This is a genomic window from Pseudomonas sp. 21LCFQ02 (assembly GCF_024129895.2).
In the GTDB taxonomy this organism is placed as follows: Bacteria; Pseudomonadota; Gammaproteobacteria; order Pseudomonadales; family Pseudomonadaceae; genus Aquipseudomonas.
In genome coordinates this window covers 5,572,766-5,594,169 of record NZ_CM178749.1, presented here as the reverse complement: position 1 = coordinate 5,594,169, position 21,404 = coordinate 5,572,766, and the positions used below count along the sequence as shown (strand labels likewise).

General features: G+C 62.6%; 16 protein-coding genes. 5 read left to right on the top strand and 11 right to left on the bottom strand.

Going from position 1 to position 21,404, the window contains the following annotated elements:
• Nucleotides 1–71 precede the first annotated feature (71 nt).
• Nucleotides 72–194: a hypothetical protein gene (locus tag NJC40_RS25260; RefSeq protein WP_257106902.1), complete on the bottom strand. Its 123-nt coding sequence runs from the start codon at nt 192–194 to the stop codon at nt 72–74.
• Between NJC40_RS25260 and NJC40_RS25255 the strand changes: the two genes are divergently transcribed.
• The 4 genes from NJC40_RS25255 (at nt 193) to NJC40_RS25240 (ending at nt 2,792) form a co-directional block, all read left to right on the top strand.
• Complete coding sequence (locus NJC40_RS25255) at nt 193–738, top strand: hypothetical protein (RefSeq protein ID WP_144403354.1); 546 nt, start codon at nt 193–195, stop codon at nt 736–738. The genes NJC40_RS25260 and NJC40_RS25255 overlap by 2 nt on opposite strands.
• Nucleotides 739–811: 73 nt before the next feature.
• Entirely contained in the window at nt 812–1,987 is a 1,176-nt protein-coding gene (locus NJC40_RS25250) for a lactonase family protein (RefSeq protein WP_253141498.1), read from the top strand.
• A 121-nt stretch (nt 1,988–2,108) separates the two neighbouring features.
• Complete coding sequence (locus NJC40_RS25245) at nt 2,109–2,297, top strand: hypothetical protein (RefSeq protein WP_253141496.1); 189 nt, start codon at nt 2,109–2,111, stop codon at nt 2,295–2,297.
• 300 nt (nt 2,298–2,597) lie between these two features.
• On the top strand, nt 2,598–2,792 hold the full coding sequence (locus NJC40_RS25240) for a hypothetical protein (protein WP_045493442.1): 195 nt from the start codon (nt 2,598–2,600) through the stop codon (nt 2,790–2,792).
• 6 nt (nt 2,793–2,798) lie between these two features.
• On the opposite strand, the gene NJC40_RS25235 is transcribed toward NJC40_RS25240, so the two are convergent.
• The 10 genes from NJC40_RS25235 to NJC40_RS25190 all read right to left on the bottom strand — a co-directional run bounded on the left by NJC40_RS25235 (nt 2,799) and on the right by NJC40_RS25190 (nt 15,923).
• On the bottom strand, nt 2,799–6,443 hold the full coding sequence (locus NJC40_RS25235; RefSeq protein ID WP_253141494.1) for an AAA family ATPase: 3,645 nt from the start codon (nt 6,441–6,443) through the stop codon (nt 2,799–2,801).
• Nucleotides 6,440–7,681 carry an exonuclease SbcCD subunit D C-terminal domain-containing protein gene (locus tag NJC40_RS25230; RefSeq protein ID WP_045493438.1) on the bottom strand — a complete coding sequence of 414 codons (1,242 nt, stop codon included), beginning with the start codon at nt 7,679–7,681 and terminating at the stop codon, nt 6,440–6,442. Before NJC40_RS25230 ends, NJC40_RS25235 begins: the two co-directional genes overlap by 4 nt.
• 63 nt (nt 7,682–7,744) lie before the next feature.
• A complete protein-coding gene (locus tag NJC40_RS25225) occupies nt 7,745–9,397 on the bottom strand; it encodes a BatD family protein (RefSeq protein WP_253141492.1) in 1,653 nt (550 codons plus the stop codon).
• Nucleotides 9,394–11,109, bottom strand: a complete 1,716-nt coding sequence (locus tag NJC40_RS25220) for a VWA domain-containing protein (protein WP_045493434.1) — start codon at nt 11,107–11,109, stop codon at nt 9,394–9,396. The genes NJC40_RS25225 and NJC40_RS25220 overlap by 4 nt, the downstream gene beginning before the upstream one ends.
• On the bottom strand, nt 11,106–12,170 hold the full coding sequence (locus NJC40_RS25215) for a vWA domain-containing protein (protein WP_253141490.1): 1,065 nt from the start codon (nt 12,168–12,170) through the stop codon (nt 11,106–11,108). Before NJC40_RS25215 ends, NJC40_RS25220 begins: the two co-directional genes overlap by 4 nt.
• Entirely contained in the window at nt 12,163–12,657 is a 495-nt protein-coding gene (locus NJC40_RS25210; protein ID WP_253117268.1) for a DUF4381 domain-containing protein, read from the bottom strand. The genes NJC40_RS25215 and NJC40_RS25210 overlap by 8 nt, the downstream gene beginning before the upstream one ends.
• Nucleotides 12,654–13,598 carry a DUF58 domain-containing protein gene (locus NJC40_RS25205; protein ID WP_045493425.1) on the bottom strand — a complete coding sequence of 315 codons (945 nt, stop codon included), beginning with the start codon at nt 13,596–13,598 and terminating at the stop codon, nt 12,654–12,656. Before NJC40_RS25205 ends, NJC40_RS25210 begins: the two co-directional genes overlap by 4 nt.
• A 4-nt stretch (nt 13,599–13,602) precedes the next feature.
• Nucleotides 13,603–14,562 carry an AAA family ATPase gene (locus NJC40_RS25200; protein WP_045493422.1) on the bottom strand — a complete coding sequence of 320 codons (960 nt, stop codon included), beginning with the start codon at nt 14,560–14,562 and terminating at the stop codon, nt 13,603–13,605.
• 197 nt (nt 14,563–14,759) lie between these two features.
• On the bottom strand, nt 14,760–15,518 hold the full coding sequence (locus NJC40_RS25195) for an amidohydrolase family protein (RefSeq protein WP_253141487.1): 759 nt from the start codon (nt 15,516–15,518) through the stop codon (nt 14,760–14,762).
• A 42-nt stretch (nt 15,519–15,560) separates the two neighbouring features.
• The gene (locus tag NJC40_RS25190; RefSeq protein ID WP_253141485.1) at nt 15,561–15,923 is read right to left on the bottom strand and encodes a hypothetical protein; all 363 of its coding nucleotides are present in this window, start codon (nt 15,921–15,923) and stop codon (nt 15,561–15,563) included.
• Nucleotides 15,924–16,283: 360 nt separating this feature from the next.
• Between NJC40_RS25190 and NJC40_RS25185 the strand changes: the two genes are divergently transcribed.
• Complete coding sequence (locus NJC40_RS25185; RefSeq protein WP_253141484.1) at nt 16,284–21,140, top strand: NAD-glutamate dehydrogenase; 4,857 nt, start codon at nt 16,284–16,286, stop codon at nt 21,138–21,140.
• Nucleotides 21,141–21,404 lie beyond the last annotated feature (264 nt).

Genomic DNA, 21,404 nt, shown 5'->3' with positions numbered 1-21,404 from the left:
GGCGCGTGTCGGCCCTCTGAATCAGAGGCCGGCATCGGGATGGTAGGGTGCCGGTGCTTGCGCATCGGTCACTACACAAGGATGTGCTTGCCTTTTCTTGCTCCGCTTGCGGGGTAACGACCTTCAAATTGCTGGCCATTGCCAGTCATCCGCTCCACGGAAGCGAGCGAAGCATTCATCAGGGAGATTTCCATGTCTACTCAAGGCGCGTTGAGTCGTGCTCGGCTATTGCCAACTTTTTTCGGCGCCGGGCTGCTGGTGCTCGGCCTGGTCAAATTCAGTGCCGGCTTGAAGCTGGTCAGTCTGGGCGGTTCCTACTATTACGTCCTTTCCGGGCTCGGCTTTGCCCTGTGCGGCCTGTCGCTGATGCTGGTTGTGCACATGGCGGTGTGGCTGTTCACGTTATGCCTGTCGCTGGGGACCGTCGGGGCACTATGGGAAGTCGGCCTGGATCGTCAGCAACTGCTGCCGCGTCTGTTGATCTGGTTTCTGATTGGTCTGCTGCTGTTGCTGCCAGTGATCAGACGCAGCCTTAAACCCACCGGCCGACCCTTCTCACTCGGCCATTTGATCGTGGCCCTGCTGCTGGCCGGCATTTCACTGGATCCGCTGGCCCAGATTCGCCAGTTCGGACCTGACTACCGGCAATGGGCAGAGTCGCTGATTCCAAGCCTGGCAGTCATGCCATTGGCGTTAGAGGACGGCGGTGCCAAAGATCTGCGCCAGCCAGAAAGCTGAACCTTTGCAGTAAAGGCGGTGTCCTGAATCAAGCGCGAATAACAATTCCCAAGAGTGCTCAACGGAGGCCGTCATGTCCCGCCCATTGCTGCCCTGGCTGGTGCTTGCCAGCATCTTCAGTGTTTTGCCCGCTCATGCTCAGGACAACGCCGACCTCGATCTGTTGGTGGGCACCTATACCCAGGGTGACAGCCAGGGGCTTTACCGGATGGGCTTTAACAGTCAGACCGGCTTGATCGACACCCAGCCACGGCAAGTGGTGGTGAGTGAAAATCCGTCCTGGCTGACCCTGTCGCGCGAAGCCGGTTATCTGTTCGTGGTCAATGAAAACGGTCCAGGGCAGGCGGACAGGCTGGGCAAGGTCAGTAGTTACATGATCGACCCGCAGACTCACGAGCTACGCTTGATCAATCAGGTCGCCAGTCAGAGCGATGAACCGACTCATTCAAGCCTCACACCTGATCAGCGTTATCTGCTGGTGGCCAACTATGCGGTGCAGGCCAAGCCGGGCGGGGCGCTGGCTGTCTTGCCAGTCGACAGCGCTGGCCGCCTGGGTAATGCGGTTCAGGTGCTTGGGCCCAACCCGCCCAGCAAGGTCAATGCCGAACGCCAGAGTTCTTCACATGTGCATGGGGTGCTGCCGACTCCGGATGGCAAGTACGTAGTGGCAGCGGATCTGGGGGCTGACAAGCTGTTTGTCTACCAGTACGACGTGCAACTCGGGCAGCCATTGCAGCCGATCAAGGCGGCCACGGTAAGCCTGCCCAAGGGCAGTGGCCCACGGCATCTGTTGTTCAGTGACAATGGCAAGCACGCCTGGCTGACCCTGGAAATGACCGCTCAGGTCGCGGTGTTCGACTATCACAATGGTCGGTTCCGGCAGACCCAACTGGTTGATCTCAAGCAGCCCGGCAAGCACCAGGCGGTCGGTGCCAGCGGCTTGCATGCCTCTGCTGATGGCCGTTTCCTCTACGTGGCCAACCGTGGCGATGCCAACGAGCTGCTGGTGTTCAGCATCGATCCGGCCAGCGGGGCACTCAAGGAGCTCCAGCGCCGTTCCGTACAGGGCCGTGAACCGCGGGAGTTCAGCATTGACCCCAGCGGCAGGTTCTTGCTGATCGCCAACCAGAAGAGCAACCAGATCGTGACCCTCAAGCGTGACCCACAGAGCGGGCGGCTGGGTGATGTGGTGCAGGCGCTGGACATGCCGGCGCCGTCGGCACTGCTGTTTTTGCCGTCGGCACAATGAACTATTAATCGCAGTGATAAAGGCTAGTGCCAGAAAGGATTTTTTCCCCGCGATCCTCAGGAGTAAGTTTGATCCATGGCCTCACGGCCCGGAACCCAAACCACTTCCGAGGATTTGCATCATGAACTTCAATCTCTTCTCGATCATTGCCGCATCCGCCATTTCTGCCACTGCCGCTCTGCCTGCCAGCGCCAACACTGAAGTGACCGAAAACAAACTGCATGTTGCCCAAAGCCAGAGCTATACCCCGCAGTACCTGCAACAGAGCGCCAAGTTCTATGCTGCGCTGGATCACAAGACCGGCCAGTGACGCGAGTTTCATGAGGCTTTCGCGAGCCTGTTTGCCAACCCCGAGCTGACGACCTCTAGCCAACGTGCGCTAGGCAACGCAGACCCGGCGGCAAGCCTGCTCGCGAAAGCCCTTGTATCTGCACGATCCCCGTGAGTATTGCGCTCACGGGGATTGGTGTTTTTGGCCAGTAAAAAAACTTCAACTTTCAGCGGCTGCAAGCATCAATACCATTGATGCCTGATATATAGAGGTATGTTTTTTCATGGACCCGGTTTTCAGTAATGCTAGTGTTCTGAAACCCGTGATGGAGCAAAACCGATGGCCACAGCCATACTTCATTCGATCAAGCAGGGCGCGTATATCGCCATTGCCCTGTATGTGGTGTTCATTGCCGTGGTGACCGTGACCAGCATGAATCCGCAAATCAATGCCGCTCAGGTCAGCAGTGCTCAGGCGCCGGTGGCCGTGCACAGCGCCGCCACCGGACAACCGCTGCCTCAGCACGCGTCCTGACCCTGCTCAGCCGCCCACTTCCAGGGTGCTTTGGCCGTTACCCTGGCGGCGGACACGAATCTGCACGGCAATGCGCTCGTGCATTTCCTGGACGTGGGAAATCACCCCGACCTTGCGCCCCTGAGCTTGCAGGCCGTCGAGGGCGTCCATGGCCAGTTGCAGTGACTCAGGGTCGAGACTGCCGAAGCCTTCGTCGATGAACAGCGATTCAATGCGCAAGGTGCTGGAGGCCATCGAGGCCAGGCCCAGCGCCAGGGCCAGCGACACCAGGAAGGTTTCGCCGCCTGACAGTGAATGCACCGAACGCAGTTCGTCGCCCATTTCAGTGTCCATCACCAGCAGGCCCAACAGGCTGCCGCCACGCTTGAGCCGGTAGCGGCGCACCAGTTGGCGCAATTGGGCATTGGCGTGATGGACCAGCAGGTCGAGGTTGTAAGCCTGAGCGATCTTGCGGAAACGGTCGCCTTCGGCTGAACCAATCAATTCTGCCAGGCGGCCCCAGCGCAGGCGTTCGGCCGTAGCCTGCTCGATACGCGCCTGCAGCTCACCATTGGCTTGCTGGCGGCGCTGGTCCTCGCTGACCTGCGCACGCAGATCAGCGCATTGTTGTTCGGTCACTGCGCACTGCTCGCGGCTTTGCTGTGCGGCCTGTTCCAGCCCGGCGCCGTCGGTAAGCTCTGGAAAGTGGGCCTGATGTTCGCTCAGGCGCTGTTCGCGTTCGTGCAGCAGGACCCGGTTCTGCTCCAGCGCTTTCTCGGCGGCCTGCAAGCGCTGACGCAGTTCTTCAAGCTGCGCGTCGTCGACTTCCAGTAAGGCATTGAGGGTCGCATCGTCCAGTTGCGCATGGCTGTTGCGCCAGGCGCTGATCTGCTCATCGAGTCCGGCGGCCTCATCCTGCAACGCCTGCTGCTGTTGTTCGCTGGCCTTGAGTTCGGCGGCCAGCTGGATGCTCTGCGCCTGGTTGTCCTGTAGCCCCTGGGCGGCCAGTTGCTCGGCTGCGCGGGCCTGTTCAATCGACTGTTCCAGCGTTTGCTGCCATTGTTCGGCGCTGGCATGGCCACCAAGCAGTTCGCCCAATAGCGTCTGGCTGGCCTGCTGTTGTTCGCTGAGGCTTTGCACCTGTTGTTGCAGTTCAGCCTGACGTTGCTGGCGAGCGGTGAGTTCAAGTTGTTGCTGTTCAACACGCTTGTGTCGCTCAGCCTGTTCCTGCTGTTGCTCCTGTTGCTGCTCAAGCAGCGCCAGGCGTTCAACGACTTGCTGCTCCAGCCGCATGACACTGGCCGAGGTCTCGTTGCGCAGTGCCTCAAGCCAGTCGCCTGGCAGTATCGGCTGCAACGCACCAAGTTCTTCTTCAAGACGCGCATGGTCGCTATTGAGTTGACGTTGCTGCTCTTCAATCTGGGCGTTGGCGTTCTGGCTGGCTTGCTGGGCTTCTTGCAGTTGTTGCTGCAGCCGGCCGGCGTCCTGTTGCAGCTTGAGCAGCGCCTGCTGGCGCTGCTCGTCCTGCTCAATGACCTGGGTGAGCTGCTGCTGTTGGCGTTGCAGCCAGGCCGCGCGTTCTGCCTCGTTAATTGCATGCAGGGCGGCTGCCTGAGGATGCTCCTGCAACGGCTTTGCCAATGCTTGCTGCTGGCTTTGCAACTGATCCTGCTGACCCAGCAGGTCTTTCATGCGTGAGGTAAGCACCGCGTATTGCTCGCGCAGCAGGCTGCGGCGTTCCTTGAGCTCTTCGACGGCCTTTTCGGCGCCGGCCTGTTCGCTTTCATCGTGTTCGGCCAGCCCCTGCAACAGCGCTTCGGGTTGGTGCCAAGGGTGCTCGATGCTGCCGCACACCGGGCAAGGCTGCTCGTCCTGCAACTGGTTGCGCAGCGCATCGACCCCGGCGCTGCGCATCAGGCGCTGGCGCTCCAGCAGTTCGCGGGTGACGCTGAGGGTTTGTTCGGCGACTTTGAGCTGCTCGTTGACCGCACTGCCATCGGCGGCCAGTTGTTCGCGCTCTTGGCCGGCTTTATGCAACTGGTCAGTGATGCCTTGGCGTTGTTGCTCCAATTGCTGGTGGCTGGTCCACAGCCGCTCAAGTTCTTCGCTGGCACGCTGTTGCTTGCGGTTGTCTTGCAGCAGGCCGCCGAGCAATTGCAGCTGTTCGGTTACCGCCGAGACTTCGCAGTCGGCTTCGCGGTACAGCAGTTCCAGGGCGTTGCGCTGTTCGGCAAGTTGCTGTTCGGCGTCGCTGGCACGCCGGGTCAGGGCCGGCAGTTCCTGTTGCCCGTGGCGCCAGCGATTGGCGGTCAGGGTCAGTGACTTGAGCCGGCCTTGCCAGGCACTCCAGGCCTGGGTCAGGGGCGCCAGGGCACTGCTGTTGTCGAGCTGCGCGGTGATGTCGGCCAGGCGTTGTGCGACGTGTTGCTGTTGGGCGAGCAAACTGTCCAGTTGCTGCTGAGCCTGTTGGCAGTCGTGTTCATATTGTTGCTGGCTGGCGCGGGTTTTGCTCAGCGCGTCGGCCTGATGACTCAGGGTGTTTTGGGTGTCGAAGGCGTGTTGCAGCCGGCTTCGTGACTCGCTGGCCTGTTGCTGGGCTGCAAGCAGTGTGGTGTGGGCCATTTCGCGGCTGGCTTGCAACTGCTGGTGGGTGGCGCTCAGTTCGCCCTGGCGGGCCTGTTGCCGGGCGATGTGCTGCGCCAACGGTGCCTGTTGCGCATCCAGGCTGGCGCGTCGGACAAAGCGATGGCGTTGCGGTGCGAGGCGCTCCAGTTGGCCGAGCTTGTCTCGCTCGCCGGCTTGATCCTGCCAGTCTTGCTCGGCGCAGGCCAGGCTTTGACGAGTGGCCTGGGTCTCTGCGCCCAGCCGTTGTAACTGGCCGAACCACTGCTGTTGCTGTTCCAGCTCGCGCAGGCGCTGCTGGTCGAGCTTGAGCTGCTGCTGGGCCAGGCTCAACTGCTCATCCAGCTCGGCACGGGCCTGGGCGGGCATGGGGGCCACGCCGCTGGCCAGCAGGTTGAGGTCTTCCAGCGCTTTTTTTGCGTCGCTGGCCTTGAGCCAGGCGCGCTTGCCCAGTTGGCTGTAAATGGCCGTATTGGTGAGTTTTTCCAGCAGTTCGCTGCGTTCTTTGTCGTCGGCTTTGAGAAAGGCGCTGAATTCGCTCTGGGCGAGCATCACGGCACGGGTGAACTGCTCGAAATTCAGGCCCAGGCGTTGTTCGACCAGTTGCTCGAACTCGCGTTTGCTCTGATTGCTGAGCACCTGCTCGCTGTCCAGATCAGTCAGGATCTGCCGGCTGGCCTGCAGTTTTTTGCTGGCATTGTCGCGGGCGCGATTGGTCTCCCAACGGGCACGGTAGCGGCGTTGATCAATGCCGATGAAGTCCACTTCGGCATAACCGCTGCCGGTCCCACGGCGCAGCAGGGTGCGCGGGTCGCTGGTGGTGATCTCACCGTCGATGTCCGGCACCTTGGACTGGCCGACCCGGCTCAGACGTGGCACGGCGCCGAACAGTGCCAGGCACAGGGCGTCGAGCAGGGTGCTCTTGCCGGCTCCGGTCGGGCCGGTAATGGCGAACAATCCGGCGCTGGCCAGCGGTTCTGCGCTGAAGTCGACCTCGAACGGGCCGGCCAGCGATGCCAGGTTCTTCAGGCGGATGGCAAGAATCTTCATTGTTCGGCCTCCTGCTGCACTTCACGCAGCAGCGTGGCGAAATCATCGAGAGTCTGGTCGTCGACCTCATTACCGTAGTTGTCCTGCCAGGCCCGCCGGAACAGTTCATGGGGGGTGAGCTGTTCGAGGTCGATCAGCTCGCTGGCGGCAGCGTCTTCAGCGTCGCCGTTGCGCCCGGCATATTCGGCGGCGATGCGTACCAGGCGTACAGCCTTGCCTTGCAGTGCCGCCTCGATACGGTTGCGCAGGTCTGGCTGCGGCTGGTCGAGACGCACCCGGACCTCCAGCCATGGCTGGCGATGGGGTTCATCAAGCAAGTCGACCTGTGGCAGTGCGCCGAGCTGTACCAACAGGTCGTCGAGCAGCGCCGGACCGAGGCGTTGCAGGGGCACGGCACGTGGAATCAGCAGCGGTTCGACGCTCACCAGTTGTTCACCCTCGCAGGTGATTTCCAGTATCTGGTGCTTGTAGCCAATCTCTGAGAATGACAGCGGAATCGGCGAGCCGCTGTAGCGGATGCGTGTCTCGCCGTTGACCTGCTGTGGCTTATGCAGGTGCCCAAGCGCCACGTAGGTGATTTCCGGGCCGAACAGGGCTGCTGGCAGGGCTTCGGCGTTGCCGATGATCAGGCTGCGTTCGGAGTCTTCGGACACGCTGCCGCCGGCCATGTGCGCATGGCTGATGGCGATCAGTGCCTGGCCGGGCTCGCGTTTGCGTTGCGCGGCGTCGATCAGCAGGCGATGCACCTGGGCAATGCCGTGCAGGTAGTTATCGCCCGCCTGCGCGCCAGTGACTTCCGCCGGGCGCAGGAACGGCAACGCCAGGCACCAGCCCCGCACCGAGCCACTGGCATCGGGCAATGGCAGCAACAGGCGCTCGGCATCCAGGCTGCCGTCATCGAGCCACAGCACCCGCCCCAGCGCGTGGGTACGCAGGCGGCGCATCAACGGCGCGGGCAGTTCGATACGCGAGCCGGAGTCGTGGTTGCCGGCAATCATCACGATGGTCAGGTGTGGCTGCTGCTCATGGGCGTCGACGATGAATTCGTACAGGCGCTCCTGGGCACTGACCGGCGGGTTGACTGTATCGAAGATATCGCCAGCGATCAGCAGCACGTCGGGTCGCCGCTCGGCCAGTCGGGCCAACAGCCAGCCCAGAAAAGCCTGATGCTCGAAATCGCGTTCCTGACCATGCAGGTGCTGACCCAAATGCCAGTCGGAGGTGTGAAACAGACGCATTGCATTACCTTGTGATTGAACCGCGCAGGACCCGCCGGGCAGCGCTCCTGCAAGGCCGTGAATTCATTTCGGATACAGCGGCGGCAGCCCGGCGTCTGCCGAGCTGTCTTGTATGTGCTCTACCGTCGGCAGGCTGCGGATCGCCCGCCACAACTCTTCACCGAGCCAGAACGGCCCGGCTTCGCTGTACAGCGCCCCGTTCAGACCGTCCAGCGCATCGGACAGCGGCACAAAGCGCGCGGCCATGTCGGCCAGGGTTTCGGGCTGTTGACGGGCCCAGGCGTCGAGCGCCTGGCGGGTACTTTGCGGGTCGTTGGCCAGGCAGGCACGCCTGAGGTCATCGAGCACCGTGCGCGGGTTGGGACCGGTCTGCGCGGCGCGCGCCACCGCCGGCAGGCCGCGGGCCCGCCACCAGAGCCACAGGCCCAGCAGGGTTGTGCAGGCGAAAAACAGCGTGCTCAGTTGCCAGATCCATAGCCATGGCGACAGCCCGTGCTCACCGGATACCGGGGTGTCGACTGCCAGCCCAGGGTTGACGCTGACCTGCAAGGTACGCGCCGGCAGGCTGGTGTGTTCGATATGGTCTTCGCGGGTGTTCCACCAGGTCACTTCCACTGCCGGCAGTTCCAGGCTGGCGGCCCGGCCCGGTACCAGCGCTTCGCTTTCTTTGCGGCTGCCAGTCAGGCCACGCTCACCTGGCTGATTGGTCAGTTGTGGCTGGTCCGGATAGCGGCGTACGCCCGGCAAGTCGGGGATCTGCAGGGGCGGCAATTGCGAAGCCGACAGGCCCTCGACCTTGAGGGTCAAGGTTCGGGTCAGTGAATCCCCGGCCTGGACGGTGGTGGTGTCCGGGTTCCAGCTTTCTTCGAGATTCACGCTGCTGGCCGGCAGCCATGGCTTATCGGCCGGCCACAACTCCGGGCGCGCCTTGACCTTGAGGCTGATTTCCGCCGAGCTGACCTGCAGCGCCTTGCCCGGTTGCGGCCCATAGGGGTTAGGCGCCTGTTGCTGGCCGGGGCTGGCCGCCGAGGGGCTCTGGGCCTGGGTGGCGCTGAACACCAGCGCCGGAATCTTCAGCAGCCCGCTTTGTTGCGGATAGATGGCGTAGCGGGTCTCGATCACCCCGTGGCGGATACCGTTGATGAGTTTCTCGTAGGTTCGTGAGTCACCGAGTTTCTCGATACGGGCTTCGGGCAGTTGCAGCGGGCTCAGGCTGCTGTCGTCGAACAGTGACACCGAGTGATAGATACGCAGGGTCAGCACCGCCTGGGCCTGTACATAGACGCTGTCCTGGTCGAGGCTGGCCTCGATGAACACCGGTGCCAGCTCGCTGCCCGGTTCCTGGGCATCGCCGGGCAATACCTGCAGCAAGACCGGTTGGGTGCGTGATTGGCCCAGTTGCACCGGTGGTATCTCGACGCTGCCGGTGTGGCGTGGCAACAGGGTGATCAGCCAGCGGGTATTGGCCTGGCTGTTGCCGTCCAGGGTGGTCAGGCTGTTGACCTGGCGGGTGTCACGCACTTCGAAGGCTTCGTCCAGCACGCTCAGGTCAGGTTTGCCGAACTGGGTGACGTCGTTGGTTTCCAGGGTCAGCTCGACCGTCTCACCGGCGACCAGCCGGGTGCGGTCGACCTGCGCGGTGAGTTCGGCGGCCTGGCTACACAGTGCGGTCATCCACAGCAGAAGGCCGGACAACAAAAGGGGGGCGCGGCTCATCGGCTGGTTTCCTGATGTTGCTGCTCATAACGGAATTTGCGTCGCAGCAGTTCGCCCGGATCATCGGGGATCTGCCGGAGCCAGTGCTCCAGCGACTGGCGCCGCTCGCCATCGAACGGCTCGTCGGGCAGGGCCACGGGCGGGCGAGTGGTGTTGTCGGCTTCGTCGATGGCATCGCTTGAGTTCATGTTACTCGCGTCGCGGGTCTGGCTCGGTGGCTCGTCTTGTTCGCTGTGCTGGGCCTGGCTTTGTTGCTGGCTGGTGTCAGCCTGCTGAGCGCTGTCAGCCGCTTCGTCCGGTGACGCCTGTTCTTCGCTTGGCGGCTGCTGCGGCTCGTCGGTTGCAGCGGGTTGCAGTTGATCCAGAGCCTGTTGGACAAGGCTCAGGTTGAACTGTGCGGCAGGAAAGTCAGGCTGGCGCTCCAGCGCCTGCTCATAGGCATCCAGTGCCGCTTCCAGCTCACCGCTCATGGCCAGGGCATTACCACGATTGTAGTGGTCGGCGGGCGTATCACCGCCGGCAAATTGTTGCGCCGCAGCGGCGTAGTCGCCGGCGGCGTAGAGCGCCGTGCCTTTCCAGCGCGGGTCAGTGAAGCGTTGCGCTGCTTCGCCAGGGCGCTTTTTTTGCATCAGCCGCTGACCCTGTTGATCGGCGCGCAACCACAAGTCCTGGAATTCAAACGCCATGGCGTTGTGCGGCAGCACACACAGCAGGGCCAGCACGAACAGCCAGCCCCGGCGTGCCGCACAGGCGGCCAGCAGTAGCAGTGGCAGGAGCAGCCAATAGCCTTGGTCAGCGCGGCTGTCCAGGCGCAGAACGCGGCCATCGCGATTGATTTGCTGCGGGCTGTCGAGCAGACCCAGGCTGCGCAGATCGTCAAGGCCAGGACGCGCCTGACGGTAGTTGCCCCCGACCTGTGCTGCGAAATCAGCGAGCCCCTGACTGTCGAGCCGGGCGACCATGATTGCGCCGTGTTCATCGCGTAGCAGACCGCCATTCTCCTGGGTCACCGGTACGCCATCATTGCTGCCCAGGCCAAGGATGCTCAGCGACGGGCTCTGGTTGCCCAGCCGCTGGCGGATGCCCTGACGTTCCTGTTCATTGAGTGCAGAGGTCATCAGCAGCACCCGGCCCTGGCCCAGGTCGGCTTGGCGCAGCAGCTCCAGAGCCTTGCCCAGCGCCAGGTCGGCGCGCTGCCCGGCGGCCGGCATGATCGACGGCTTGATGGCGTCGATCAGGTTGTAGCTGGTGGCCAGGTCGTCAGACAGTGGCACCAGCGTGTGGGCGCTGCCGGCGTACACGACGACCGCGGTCTGGGTATCGCTGCGCGCCTGCAACAGGTCGCGCAGTTTGCGCCGGGCCTGCTCCAGACGGCTGGGCGGGGTGTCGGTGGCGAGCATCTGCGGGGTGAGCTCAAGCACCACCACCAATGGATCAACCGGCTTCTGACCATGTTGTTCGATGCGTTGCCAACTGGGACCGATCAGGGCCAGTACGGCAAGCAGCCAGGCCAGACCCAGCACCACCCAGGGTTGTTTGCTGCCCCGGCCGTTACCGCCGTTGAGCAGTGCTGCGTGAAACGCGGGCGGTATCAGCAGTTGCCAGCGCCCGGCGCGTTTCTGGCGGTGCCAGAGCTTGTACAGCAACCAGACCAGCAAGGGGATGACCAGCAGCCACAGCGGGCGTAGCCAGTAAGGCCAGAATGCGCTCATTTGCGGGCTCCGGTCTTTTTCAGGCGCTGGCGCAGGGCGTTCAGTCGCTCGACTGCGGCCTGGCGCAGGCGCTCCAGTGCGTTGTCAGGCCAGAGCTCGACAATCACCCATAGCACACTGAGCAGCAGCGCCAGCGCCAGTGGCCAGGCATAGAGCGGCAGGGCCGGGCGGGCCTGGGTCGGTTGCTGGGCGACCGGCTCCAGAGCATCGAGGATGCTGCGGATGTTCTCCAGTTGGTCGCCGTCGCGGGCACGGAAATATTGGCCGCCGCTGAGCTCGGCGATACGCTTGAGTGTCGGCTCGTCGAGGTCCAGGCTCGGGTTGAGGCCCAGAAGGCTCTGGATGCCGGTGCTATCCGGGTCCGCACCGATGCCGATCGGGTAGATCTTCACCCCCTCATCGGCCGCCAGTCGGGCAGCGGTCACCGGGTCGATCTGCCCGCCATTGTTGGCGCCATCGGTGACCAGAATCAGTACCCGGCTTTCGGCCGGCCGTTGGCGCAGGCGCTTCAAGGCCAGGCCAATGGCATCACCGATGGCGGTGTTCTTGCCGGCAATGCCGATCCGTGCTTCGTCCAGCCAGACCCGCACGGTTCGTCGGTCGAAGGTCAGGGGTGCCTGCACATAAGCCTGGCTGCCAAACAGGATCAGGCCGACCCGGTCGCCTTCACGGTGTTCAAGAAAGTCGCCGAGCATCTGCTGCACCAGGGCCAGACGGCTGAGCTCTTCACCCTGCCATTGCATGTCGGGGTAGTCCATGGAGCCAGAGACATCCACCGCGACCAGCAGGTCCCGGCCGCTGGCGGCAATCGGCAAGGGCTCGCCGAGCCATTGCGGGCGGGCACTGGCCAGCAACAGCAACAGCCAGATCACCAGCAATGGGCCGCGTTGCCGCCAGGCGGGCAGGTTGGCTCTCGCGCGGCGGCCTTTGAGGCCTTCGAGTTCACTGATGAAGCTGACCTTGAGCGCCGCCTCGCCGTTGTCGGCCACCGGCAGCAGCCAGCGCATCAGCCAGGGCAGCGGCAGCAGGGCGAAGATCCACGGCCAGGCGAACTCAAACATGTTTGCGGATCCAGGTTTCGACCGACTGGGTCAGGCCGTTGATCGCTTTGTCGTCCAGTTTGCATTCGGGTTTGTAGGCGCCTTCGACCAACACCATCCAGCGCGTCAGGCCAGCGGCCGGGCAGCGGTTATCGAGAAACGCCAGCCATTTACGGCCATTGAGGGTGTGGCTCTGGCTGTACGGATAGTGGTTGCGGCACAGGCGTTTGAGCAAACCGTTGATTTGCTGCAGCCAGGCACCGGCCGGCGCACCGTCATAGGGCTTGGCCAGGCTGGCCAGCTCTGCGAGTGCCGCCACCCGTACCGGGTCCAGCGGTTGCTCGGCGCGTGGCAACGGGTTGCGCGCCCGCAGCAGCCGGTAGGCTCGCCATAATCCCCAGCCGGCCAGCGGCAATAGGGCGATCAGCAGCCACCAGCCCGGCGCGGGCGGCCACAGCCCCGGCGGCGCGGGTGCGATCAATGGCTGTAGCTGGTCCAGTGGGTTCATGGCTGCTTCACCGGACGCTGGGCCTTGAGGAACTCACGCAGCTGCTCGACCAGTTCGATCTGGGTACTCAAGGGCATCAGCAACACCCGCAGCTTTTGCGCCAGACGTTCCCAACGTGCGCAGCGGGCTTCGCCCAGCGCCCGGTAGTTTTTGCGCAGTTCGACATTCAAGGTATCGAGCTCGAGCTCGGCGCCTCGTTCGGCAAAGCGCAGCAGCCCGGCGGCGGGCAGGGCGCGGTCCAGCGGATCGGAGAGCGGCAGCAGGAGCAGGTCGCAGTGTCGCGACAACAGGCTCAGCTGCTGCTCGGCCGCATCGCTGAGCGCGCGCTCGTCACACAGTACGATCACCAGGCTGCCGGGGCGTAGCACTTCGCGGGCGCGGCGCAATGCGGTGCCGAACGCGTCGCGATCGGCGGCGATTTCGGTGTGCAGCGACTGGTTGACCCGCACCAGACGATTGAGCAGTTGCAGCAGGCTCTGCTTGCTGCGTCGCGGTTTGATTTCGTAGTGTTCCCGGTCACCGAACACCAGGCCGCCGACCCGGTCGTTGTGTTCCAGGGCGGCCCAGCCGATCAAGGCGGCCGCTTGAGCCGCCAGCACCGATTTGAAGGTCAGCCCTGAGCCGAAGAACAGCCGGCGGCTTTGCTCGACCATGATGAAAATCGGCCGTTCGCGCTCTTCGTGAAACAGCTTGGTATGTGGTTCCTGGGTGCGGGCGGTGACTCGCCAGTCGATGTTGCGCACATCGTCGCCGGCCTGGTAGACCCGCACCTGATCGAAGTCCACGCCACGCCCGCGCAACTTCGAATGGTGCAGGCCGATCAGCGGGCTGCGCCGGTTCGGCGTGGAGAACAGCTGCACCTCACGAACGCGATGGCGCATCTCGATCAGTTCGCGCAGGCTGACCCGGATGCCCGGTTGAGAAATCAGGTCTGCTGGCATGGCGTCAGGCGACGGCGACGACGTCGAGGATGCGCTGGGTCACCCGGTCCTGATCGATACCGGCCGCTTCGGCTTCGAACGACAGGATGATGCGGTGACGCAACACGTCGAACAGCACCGCCTGGATGTCTTCGGGGCTGACAAAGTCGCGCCCGGCCAGCCACGCGTGCGCCCGTGCGCAGCGGTCCAGGGCAATCGAGCCGCGCGGGCTGGCGCCGTAGCCGATCCACTCGGCCAGTTCCGGGTCGAACTTGGCGGGCGTGCGGGTGGCCATTACCAATTGCACCAGGTATTCCTCCACGGCATCGGCCATGTACAGGCCGAGGATTTCCTTGCGTGCGGCAAAGATCGCTTGCTGGCTGACCCGACGCTCGGGCTTGGTTTCACCGTTCAAGGCCTCGCCGCGTGCCTGCTGGAGAATCTTGCGTTCTACGGCCGCGTCCGGGAAGCCGATCTTGACGTGCATCAGAAAACGGTCGAGCTGGGCTTCGGGCAGCGGGTAAGTGCCTTCCTGCTCGATAGGGTTCTGGGTGGCCATGACCAGAAACAGCGGCGACAGGTCGTAGGTGCTGCGCCCGACACTGACCTGGCGCTCAGCCATGGCTTCGAGCAGGGCTGACTGGACCTTGGCCGGGGCGCGGTTGATTTCGTCGGCCAACACCAGGTTGTGGAAGATCGGCCCCTGCTGGAACACGAAGCTGCCGGTTTCAGGGCGGTAGATTTCGGTGCCGGTGATGTCCGCCGGCAACAGGTCAGGGGTGAACTGGATACGATGAAACTGGGCTTCGACCCCTTCGGCCAGTTCTTTGATGGCCTTGGTCTTGGCCAGCCCCGGCGCACCCTCGACCAGCATGTGGCCATCGGCGAGCAGTGCGATCAGCAGCCGGTCGACCAGCTTTTCCTGACCGAGGATCTGGGTTGAAAGAAAGCTGCGCAGCGCAATCAGCGCTTCACGATGTTCCATCGATGATGGTTCCTGGCAAGGTGGTACCGCTGTGCAATGGCGGCCCCGAGTGTCGCGAGTCAGGCCCTGCAAGTAGTCCGGTGAACCGGATACCGGGAGTCGGCCTGCAAAACAGAACCCTGGGCTGGGGGCGCTACTTTAATCTATCCGGACCCCTGGCGACTAATGGCGACGGGTATTTTTCGGCGGTTACCGCCTCAACTGGTTTGCAGTCGATAGAAACTGGCCGCGTTGTTCCATAGCACGCGCTGGACTGCCGAGTCGCCGAGGGTTTCGAAGAGCATTTCAAGGTCGCGCAGCAAGGTGCCCGGTGTTGCGTTGATCAACGGCAGGCCGGTGCCGAGCATCAGTGCGTTGGGGTTGGCTGCATGGATGTCCTTGAGCATCCCGACGGAAGTGGTATTGAAGCCGCTAATGCCGCAGATCTTGACGTGCGCGCCCTGTTCGGCAAGGCGCAGCAAGGTCGGCAGACCGTTGCGGCTCAGTACCCGGTGGTCCAGGCACAGCGCTGGCAGCTGCGACAAGCAGTCTTCAAGGTCGGCCAGTTCGCGGGCGTCCACTGCCAGCTCGACATGCCAGCCCACATGGCGGTGTACCCGCCGGCCCATCGCCAGTATCTGCTCCTGCAATAGCGGCTCGCCGGTTTTAAGCGCCAGGCGCAGGCCGCGTACCCCGAAGCCGTTCAAGGTGTCGAGTTCGGCGTCGGCGACCGTGGCTGGCAGGCGGGTGACGCCGACGTAGCCAGGACCCAGCCAGCGCAGCGCGTCAAGCAGGTGGCCCTGGTGAAAACCCTGGGCGGTGCTGGAAATTACCGCGCCACCGGTAAAACCCAGTGGCGCGACGCTGGCCTGGTAGTCGGCGACGGTGAAGGGGCCGGGCACCGGCCGGTTACAGACCTTGAGCGAATAGCGCGGGTTGAAGATATGGCAATGAGCGTCGAAACGTGGCGTGGTCATGGCGGCCTCCTGGGCGATGGCGCATGACTTTACCCGCTCAGCTCAGCTGATCTGGCTGACATATGTACCGACATTGTTGCTCAGAATAATGCGCAGGGTCTGGTCGATTTCGGCCAGGTCACTGACCTGACTGTCGTAGTGGATTTCAAAGCGCGCATGGCCTTCAAGGCGCGCGGCATCGGCTGGCTCAAGCTCGATCAGCAGTCGGCCGGTTTCAAGGGTGACCTTCAGGCTACTGACTTCCAGGCTTTTATCGTCGCCCAGGCTGATCTCGACCTGATCTTCATCCGGGAAGCGGCCCAGCGAAAACAGATCGCCATTATCGCCATGGCAGCAGAGCATGGCCATGTCGTCGTATTCGTCGTCGCAGGGATTGGCAATGAGGCAGAGGGTGTTGATCAGCATGTGAGATTCCTGGTCCGGGCTACTGGCGGGGCGCAATTGTGCCAGCACCTGATGAACTTTGCTGGTGCGGCGGGTTGGCGCCGGTCGGGTGGTTATCGTACCTGTTGGTCGATGACCGAATATGTCGCAGCCCTGTAAGCCGTTGCCGCGCTGCTGTCGTTAAGCTGGAAAAAGGCGATGAACGGTTGTGTGCTGGCGTGTTGCCGGTTCGTGGCTTTTTCTGACGTACTTCCGGAAATGGGCAACCGATTGTGTCGTTGCCCGAGGTTGTGTCTATTTCGCTCTACACTCGATCCTGTCGACGACCGGATCACGACAAGCTGCTCAGCCCTCTAAAAAAGCCAAAGCGGAGTATCATCGATGGCGTTCTTCACCGCAGCCAGCAAGGCCGACTTCCAGCATCAACTGCAAGCGGCCCTGGCGCAGCACATCAGCGATCAGGCCTTGCCACAAGTGGCCCTGTTCGCCGAGCAATTTTTCGGCATCATTTCTCTGGATGAACTGACTCAGCGCCGCCTGTCCGATCTGGCCGGTTGTACGCTGTCGGCCTGGCGACTGCTGGAACGCTTCGAACACGATACTCCGCAAGTACGCGTCTACAACCCTGACTACGAGCGCCATGGCTGGCAGTCGACCCATACCGTGGTCGAAGTGCTGCATCACGACCTGCCGTTTCTGGTCGACTCGGTACGCACCGAACTCAATCGCCGCAGCTACAGCATCCATACCTTGCAGACCACCGTTCTGAGCGTACGCCGTGGCCCACAGGGCGAGCTGCTCGAACTGCTGCCCAAGGGCACCAGTGGCGAGGGCGTGCTGCAAGAGTCGCTGATGTACCTGGAAATCGACCGCTGCTCCAATGCCAGCGAGTTGAGTGCCCTGGCCCGTGAGCTGGAACAGGTGCTGGGCGAGGTGCGGGTGGCGGTTGAAGACTTCGAGCCGATGAAGGCCCGGGTCAACGATGTACTGGCGGCCATTGATTCCAGTGAATACGCCGTCGATCCGGACGAAAAGGCCGAGGTCAAGGTGTTCCTGCAGTGGCTGGTGGACAACCACTTCACCTTCCTGGGCTATGAAGAGTTCACGGTGCGCAGTGAAGCCGATGGCGGTCACATCGAATACGACCCCTCGTCCCTGCTGGGCCTGACCCGTTTGCTGCGTGCCGGGCTCAGTGACGAAGACCTGCATATCGAAGACTATGCGGTGCAATACCTGCAGGAACCGACCCTGCTATCGTTCGCCAAGGCCGCGCTGCCCAGCCGGGTGCACCGTCCGGCTTATCCGGACTACGTGTCGATCCGCCTGATCGATGCCTCGGGCAGCGTGGTCAAGGAATGTCGTTTCATGGGCCTGTACACCTCGTCGGTGTATGGCGAGAACGTGCATCGCATTCCTTACATTCGCCGCAAGGTCGCGGAAGTCGAGCGTCGCTCCGGCTTCGACGCCAAGGCGCACCTGGGCAAGGAGCTGGCCCAGGTCATCGAAGTGTTGCCGCGTGACGACCTGTTCCAGACCCCGGTGGACGAACTGTTCGGCACCGTGATGTCGATCGTCCAGATTCAGGAGCGCAACAAGATTCGGGTGTTCCTGCGCAAGGACCCGTACGGGCGTTTCTGCTACTGCCTGGCCTACGTGCCGCGTGACGTGTATTCCACCGAGGTGCGGCAGAAGATCCAGCAGGTGCTCATGGAGCGCCTGAAGGCCAGCGATTGCGAGTTCTGGACGTTCTTCTCCGAGTCGGTCCTGGCCCGCGTGCAACTGATCCTGCGGGTTGACCCGAAAGTCACGCTGGATATCGACCCGGTCCAGCTGGAAAACGAAGTCATCCAGGCCTGTCGCTCGTGGAAAGACGATTATGCCAGCCTGGTCATCGAGAGCTTCGGCGAAGCCCACGGCACCAACGTTCTGGAAGACTTCCCGAAAGGCTTCCCCGCCGGCTATCGCGAGCGCTTTGCCGCGCATTCGGCAGTGGTCGACATGCAGCATGTGCTGAGCCTGTCGCAGGACAATCCGCTGGTGATGAGTTTCTATCAGCCACTGGCCGGGCGTCGTCAGCAATTGCATTGCAAGCTGTACCACGCCGATACCCCGCTGGCGCTGTCCGATGTCTTGCCGATCCTGGAGAACCTTGGCCTGCGTGTGCTGGGCGAGTTCCCTTATCGCCTGCAGCATGTCGATGGCCGTGAATTCTGGATTCATGACTTCGCGTTCACTTACGCTGAAGGTCTGGACCTGGATATCCAGCAGCTGAACGACGTGCTGCAGGATGCCTTCGTGCATATCGTGCGCGGCGACGCCGAGAACGATGCGTTCAACCGTCTGGTGCTGACGGCCGGCCTGCCATGGCGCGATGTGGCGCTGCTGCGGGCCTATGCCCGCTACTTGAAACAGATCCGCCTGGGCTTCGACCTGGGTTATATCGCCAGCACCCTGAACAACCACACCGATATCGCCCGTGAACTGACCCGGTTGTTCAAGACCCGTTTCTACCTGGCGCGCAAGCTGGGCTCGGACGATCTGGACGACAAGCAACTGCGCCTGGAGCAGGCGATTCTCACCGCGCTCGATGATGTTCAGGTCCTCAACGAAGACCGCATCCTGCGTCGTTACCTGGACCTGATCAAGGCCACGCTGCGTACCAACTTCTACCAGACCGACGCCAATGGTCAGAACAAGGGCTACTTCAGCTTCAAGTTCAACCCGCGCCTGATCCCCGAGCTGCCCAAGCCGGTGCCGAAGTTTGAGATCTTCGTGTACTCGCCGCGTGTCGAAGGTGTGCATCTGCGCTTCGGCAACGTGGCGCGTGGCGGCCTGCGCTGGTCGGACCGCGAAGAAGACTTCCGCACTGAAGTGCTGGGCCTGGTAAAAGCCCAGCAGGTGAAGAACTCGGTGATCGTGCCGGTCGGGGCCAAGGGCGGCTTCGTACCGCGTCGGCTGCCGACTTCCGGTGGTCGTGATGAAGTCCAGGCCGAGGCGATTGCCTGCTACCGGATCTTCATTTCCGGCCTGCTGGACATTACCGACAACCTCAAGGAAGGCGTGCTGGTGCCGCCGACCAATGTGGTGCGTCACGATGATGACGATCCGTACCTGGTGGTGGCGGCCGACAAGGGCACCGCGACGTTCTCCGACATCGCCAACGGCATCGCCATCGACTACGGCTTCTGGCTCGGTGACGCTTTCGCGTCGGGTGGTTCGGCAGGTTACGACCACAAGAAAATGGGCATCACCGCCAAGGGTGCCTGGGTGGGTGTCCAGCGCCACTTCCGTGAGCGTGACATCAACGTCCAGCAAGACAGCATCACCGTGATCGGCATCGGTGACATGGCTGGCGACGTGTTCGGCAACGGCTTGCTGATGTCTGACAAACTCAAGCTGGTCGCGGCCTTCAACCACCTGCATATCTTCATCGACCCCAATCCGGAGCCGGCCAGCAGTTTCGCCGAGCGTCAGCGGTTGTTCGACCTGCCGCGTTCGGCGTGGACCGATTACGATGCCAGCCTGATCTCTGCCGGCGGCGGCATCTTCCCGCGCAGCGCCAAGAGCATTGCGATCTCCGAGCAGATGAAAGAACGCTTCGATATCAAGGCTGACAAGCTGACGCCGACCGAGCTGATGCACGCCTTGCTCAAGGCGCCGGTCGACCTGCTGTGGAACGGCGGTATCGGCACCTACGTCAAATCCAGTGAAGAAAGCCACGCCGATGTTGGCGACAAGGCCAACGATGCGCTGCGGGTCAATGGTGATGAGCTGCGCTGCAAGGTGGTGGGTGAGGGCGGCAACCTGGGCATGACCCAGCTCGGCCGGGTCGAGTTCGGCCTGCATGGTGGCGCCACCAACACCGACTTCATCGACAACGCCGGTGGTGTGGACTGTTCCGACCACGAAGTGAACATCAAGATCCTGATCAACGAAGTGGTCCAGGCCGGTGACATGACCCAAAAGCAGCGCAACCAGCTGCTCGAAAGCATGACCGACGAAGTGGGCCATCTGGTGTTGGGCAACAACTACAAGCAGACCCAGGCACTGTCGCTGGCGGCGCGCCGGGCTTACGACCGGATTGCCGAATACAAGCGCCTGATGAACGACCTCGAAGCGCGCGGCAAACTGGACCGGGTCATTGAGTTCCTGCCATCCGAAGAGCAGATCGCCGAACGGGTTGCCAGTGGTCATGGCCTGACCCGTGCCGAGCTGTCGGTGCTGATCTCCTACAGCAAGATCGACCTCAAGGAAGCGCTGCTTGAGTCCCGTGTGCCGGATGATGACTACCTGGCCCGGGACATGGAAACCGCGTTCCCGTCGTCGCTGGGTGCTGATTACTCGGCAGCGATGCGCGGCCACCGGCTCAAGCGCGAGATCGTCAGCACCCAGATCGCCAACGATCTGGTCAACCACATGGGCATCACCTTCGTACAGCGCCTGAAGGAGTCCACCGGCATGAGCGCGGCGGCGGTCGCCGGTGCCTATGTCATCGTGCGTGACATCTTCCACCTGCCGCACTGGTTCCGGCAGATCGAGGCGCTGGACTACAAGGTTCCGGCCGAGATCCAGCTGACCCTGATGGATGAACTGATGCGTCTGGGGCGTCGTGCCACGCGCTGGTTCCTGCGCAGCCGTCGCAATGAACTGGATGCCGGTCGTGACGTTGCGCACTTCGGTCCGCACATCGCGGCCCTGGGCCTGAAGCTCGACGAGCTGCTCGAAGGTCGCACCCGTTCGGTCTGGCAGGAACGCTACGAGGCTTACGTCGAGTCAGGCGTACCTGAGCTGCTGGCGCGGATGGTGGCAGGTACTACCCACCTGTATACCCTGCTGCCGATCATCGAAGCCTCTGACGTGACCGGCCACAACGCCGCTGACGTCGCCAAGACCTTCTTCGCCGTGGGCAGCGCCCTGGAAATCACCTGGTACTTGCAGCAAATCAGCAACCTGCCAGTGGAAAACAACTGGCAGGCACTGGCTCGCGAAGCGTTCCGTGATGATATCGACTGGCAGCAACGGGCGATCACTATCTCGGTTCTGCAGATGCAGGAGGCGCCGGAGGATATCGAAGAACGCCTGGCGTTGTGGCTGGAACAGCACGCGGCAATGGTCGAGCGCTGGCGCGCCATGCTGGTCGAACTGCGTGCCGCCAGCGGCACCGACTACGCCATGTACGCGGTTGCCAACCGCGAGCTGCTGGACCTGGCCCTGAGCGGGCAGGGCAGTACGGTTTGATGAGTTGATGTGATGAAAAAAACGCCTCGTGAGAGGCGTTTTTTTTTGGCTGCCAGCTGCAAGCTGCAAGCTGCAAGCTGCAAGCGGAAAGCGGAAAGCGAGATTTGCTATGCCCGTTACTTTTGCTCTTCGAATCGAGATGGCACAGACGACGCCAATCGCGACTTGGGTGCCGGACGGAGGGAAGTTCGCCCGCAGGGCGAAACCTGCAGTTCAGTCACCGCGATGAAGGATTTTCCAGGGATCTAAAAACCAATTCGCGGC

What these genes read in the sequence shown, in the direction of transcription:
- NJC40_RS25260 (WP_257106902.1), bottom strand. Translation starts at nt 194, where the DNA reads ATGGAAATCTCCCTGATGAATGCTTCGCTCGCTTCCGTGGAGCGGATG.
- NJC40_RS25240 (WP_045493442.1), top strand. Translation starts at nt 2,598, where the DNA reads ATGGCCACAGCCATACTTCATTCGATCAAGCAGGGCGCGTATATCGCC.
- NJC40_RS25195 (WP_253141487.1), bottom strand. Translation starts at nt 15,518, where the DNA reads ATGACCACGCCACGTTTCGACGCTCATTGCCATATCTTCAACCCGCGC.
- NJC40_RS25215 (WP_253141490.1), bottom strand. Translation starts at nt 12,170, where the DNA reads ATGTTTGAGTTCGCCTGGCCGTGGATCTTCGCCCTGCTGCCGCTGCCC.
- NJC40_RS25245 (WP_253141496.1), top strand. Translation starts at nt 2,109, where the DNA reads ATGAACTTCAATCTCTTCTCGATCATTGCCGCATCCGCCATTTCTGCC.
- NJC40_RS25220 (WP_045493434.1), bottom strand. Translation starts at nt 11,109, where the DNA reads ATGAGCGCATTCTGGCCTTACTGGCTACGCCCGCTGTGGCTGCTGGTC.
- NJC40_RS25205 (WP_045493425.1), bottom strand. Translation starts at nt 13,598, where the DNA reads ATGCCAGCAGACCTGATTTCTCAACCGGGCATCCGGGTCAGCCTGCGC.
- NJC40_RS25225 (WP_253141492.1), bottom strand. Translation starts at nt 9,397, where the DNA reads ATGAGCCGCGCCCCCCTTTTGTTGTCCGGCCTTCTGCTGTGGATGACC.
- NJC40_RS25200 (WP_045493422.1), bottom strand. Translation starts at nt 14,562, where the DNA reads ATGGAACATCGTGAAGCGCTGATTGCGCTGCGCAGCTTTCTTTCAACC.
- NJC40_RS25190 (WP_253141485.1), bottom strand. Translation starts at nt 15,923, where the DNA reads ATGCTGATCAACACCCTCTGCCTCATTGCCAATCCCTGCGACGACGAA.
- NJC40_RS25250 (WP_253141498.1), top strand. Translation starts at nt 812, where the DNA reads ATGTCCCGCCCATTGCTGCCCTGGCTGGTGCTTGCCAGCATCTTCAGT.
- NJC40_RS25185 (WP_253141484.1), top strand. Translation starts at nt 16,284, where the DNA reads ATGGCGTTCTTCACCGCAGCCAGCAAGGCCGACTTCCAGCATCAACTG.
- NJC40_RS25235 (WP_253141494.1), bottom strand. Translation starts at nt 6,443, where the DNA reads ATGAAGATTCTTGCCATCCGCCTGAAGAACCTGGCATCGCTGGCCGGC.
- NJC40_RS25230 (WP_045493438.1), bottom strand. Translation starts at nt 7,681, where the DNA reads ATGCGTCTGTTTCACACCTCCGACTGGCATTTGGGTCAGCACCTGCAT.
- NJC40_RS25255 (WP_144403354.1), top strand. Translation starts at nt 193, where the DNA reads ATGTCTACTCAAGGCGCGTTGAGTCGTGCTCGGCTATTGCCAACTTTT.
- NJC40_RS25210 (WP_253117268.1), bottom strand. Translation starts at nt 12,657, where the DNA reads ATGAACCCACTGGACCAGCTACAGCCATTGATCGCACCCGCGCCGCCG.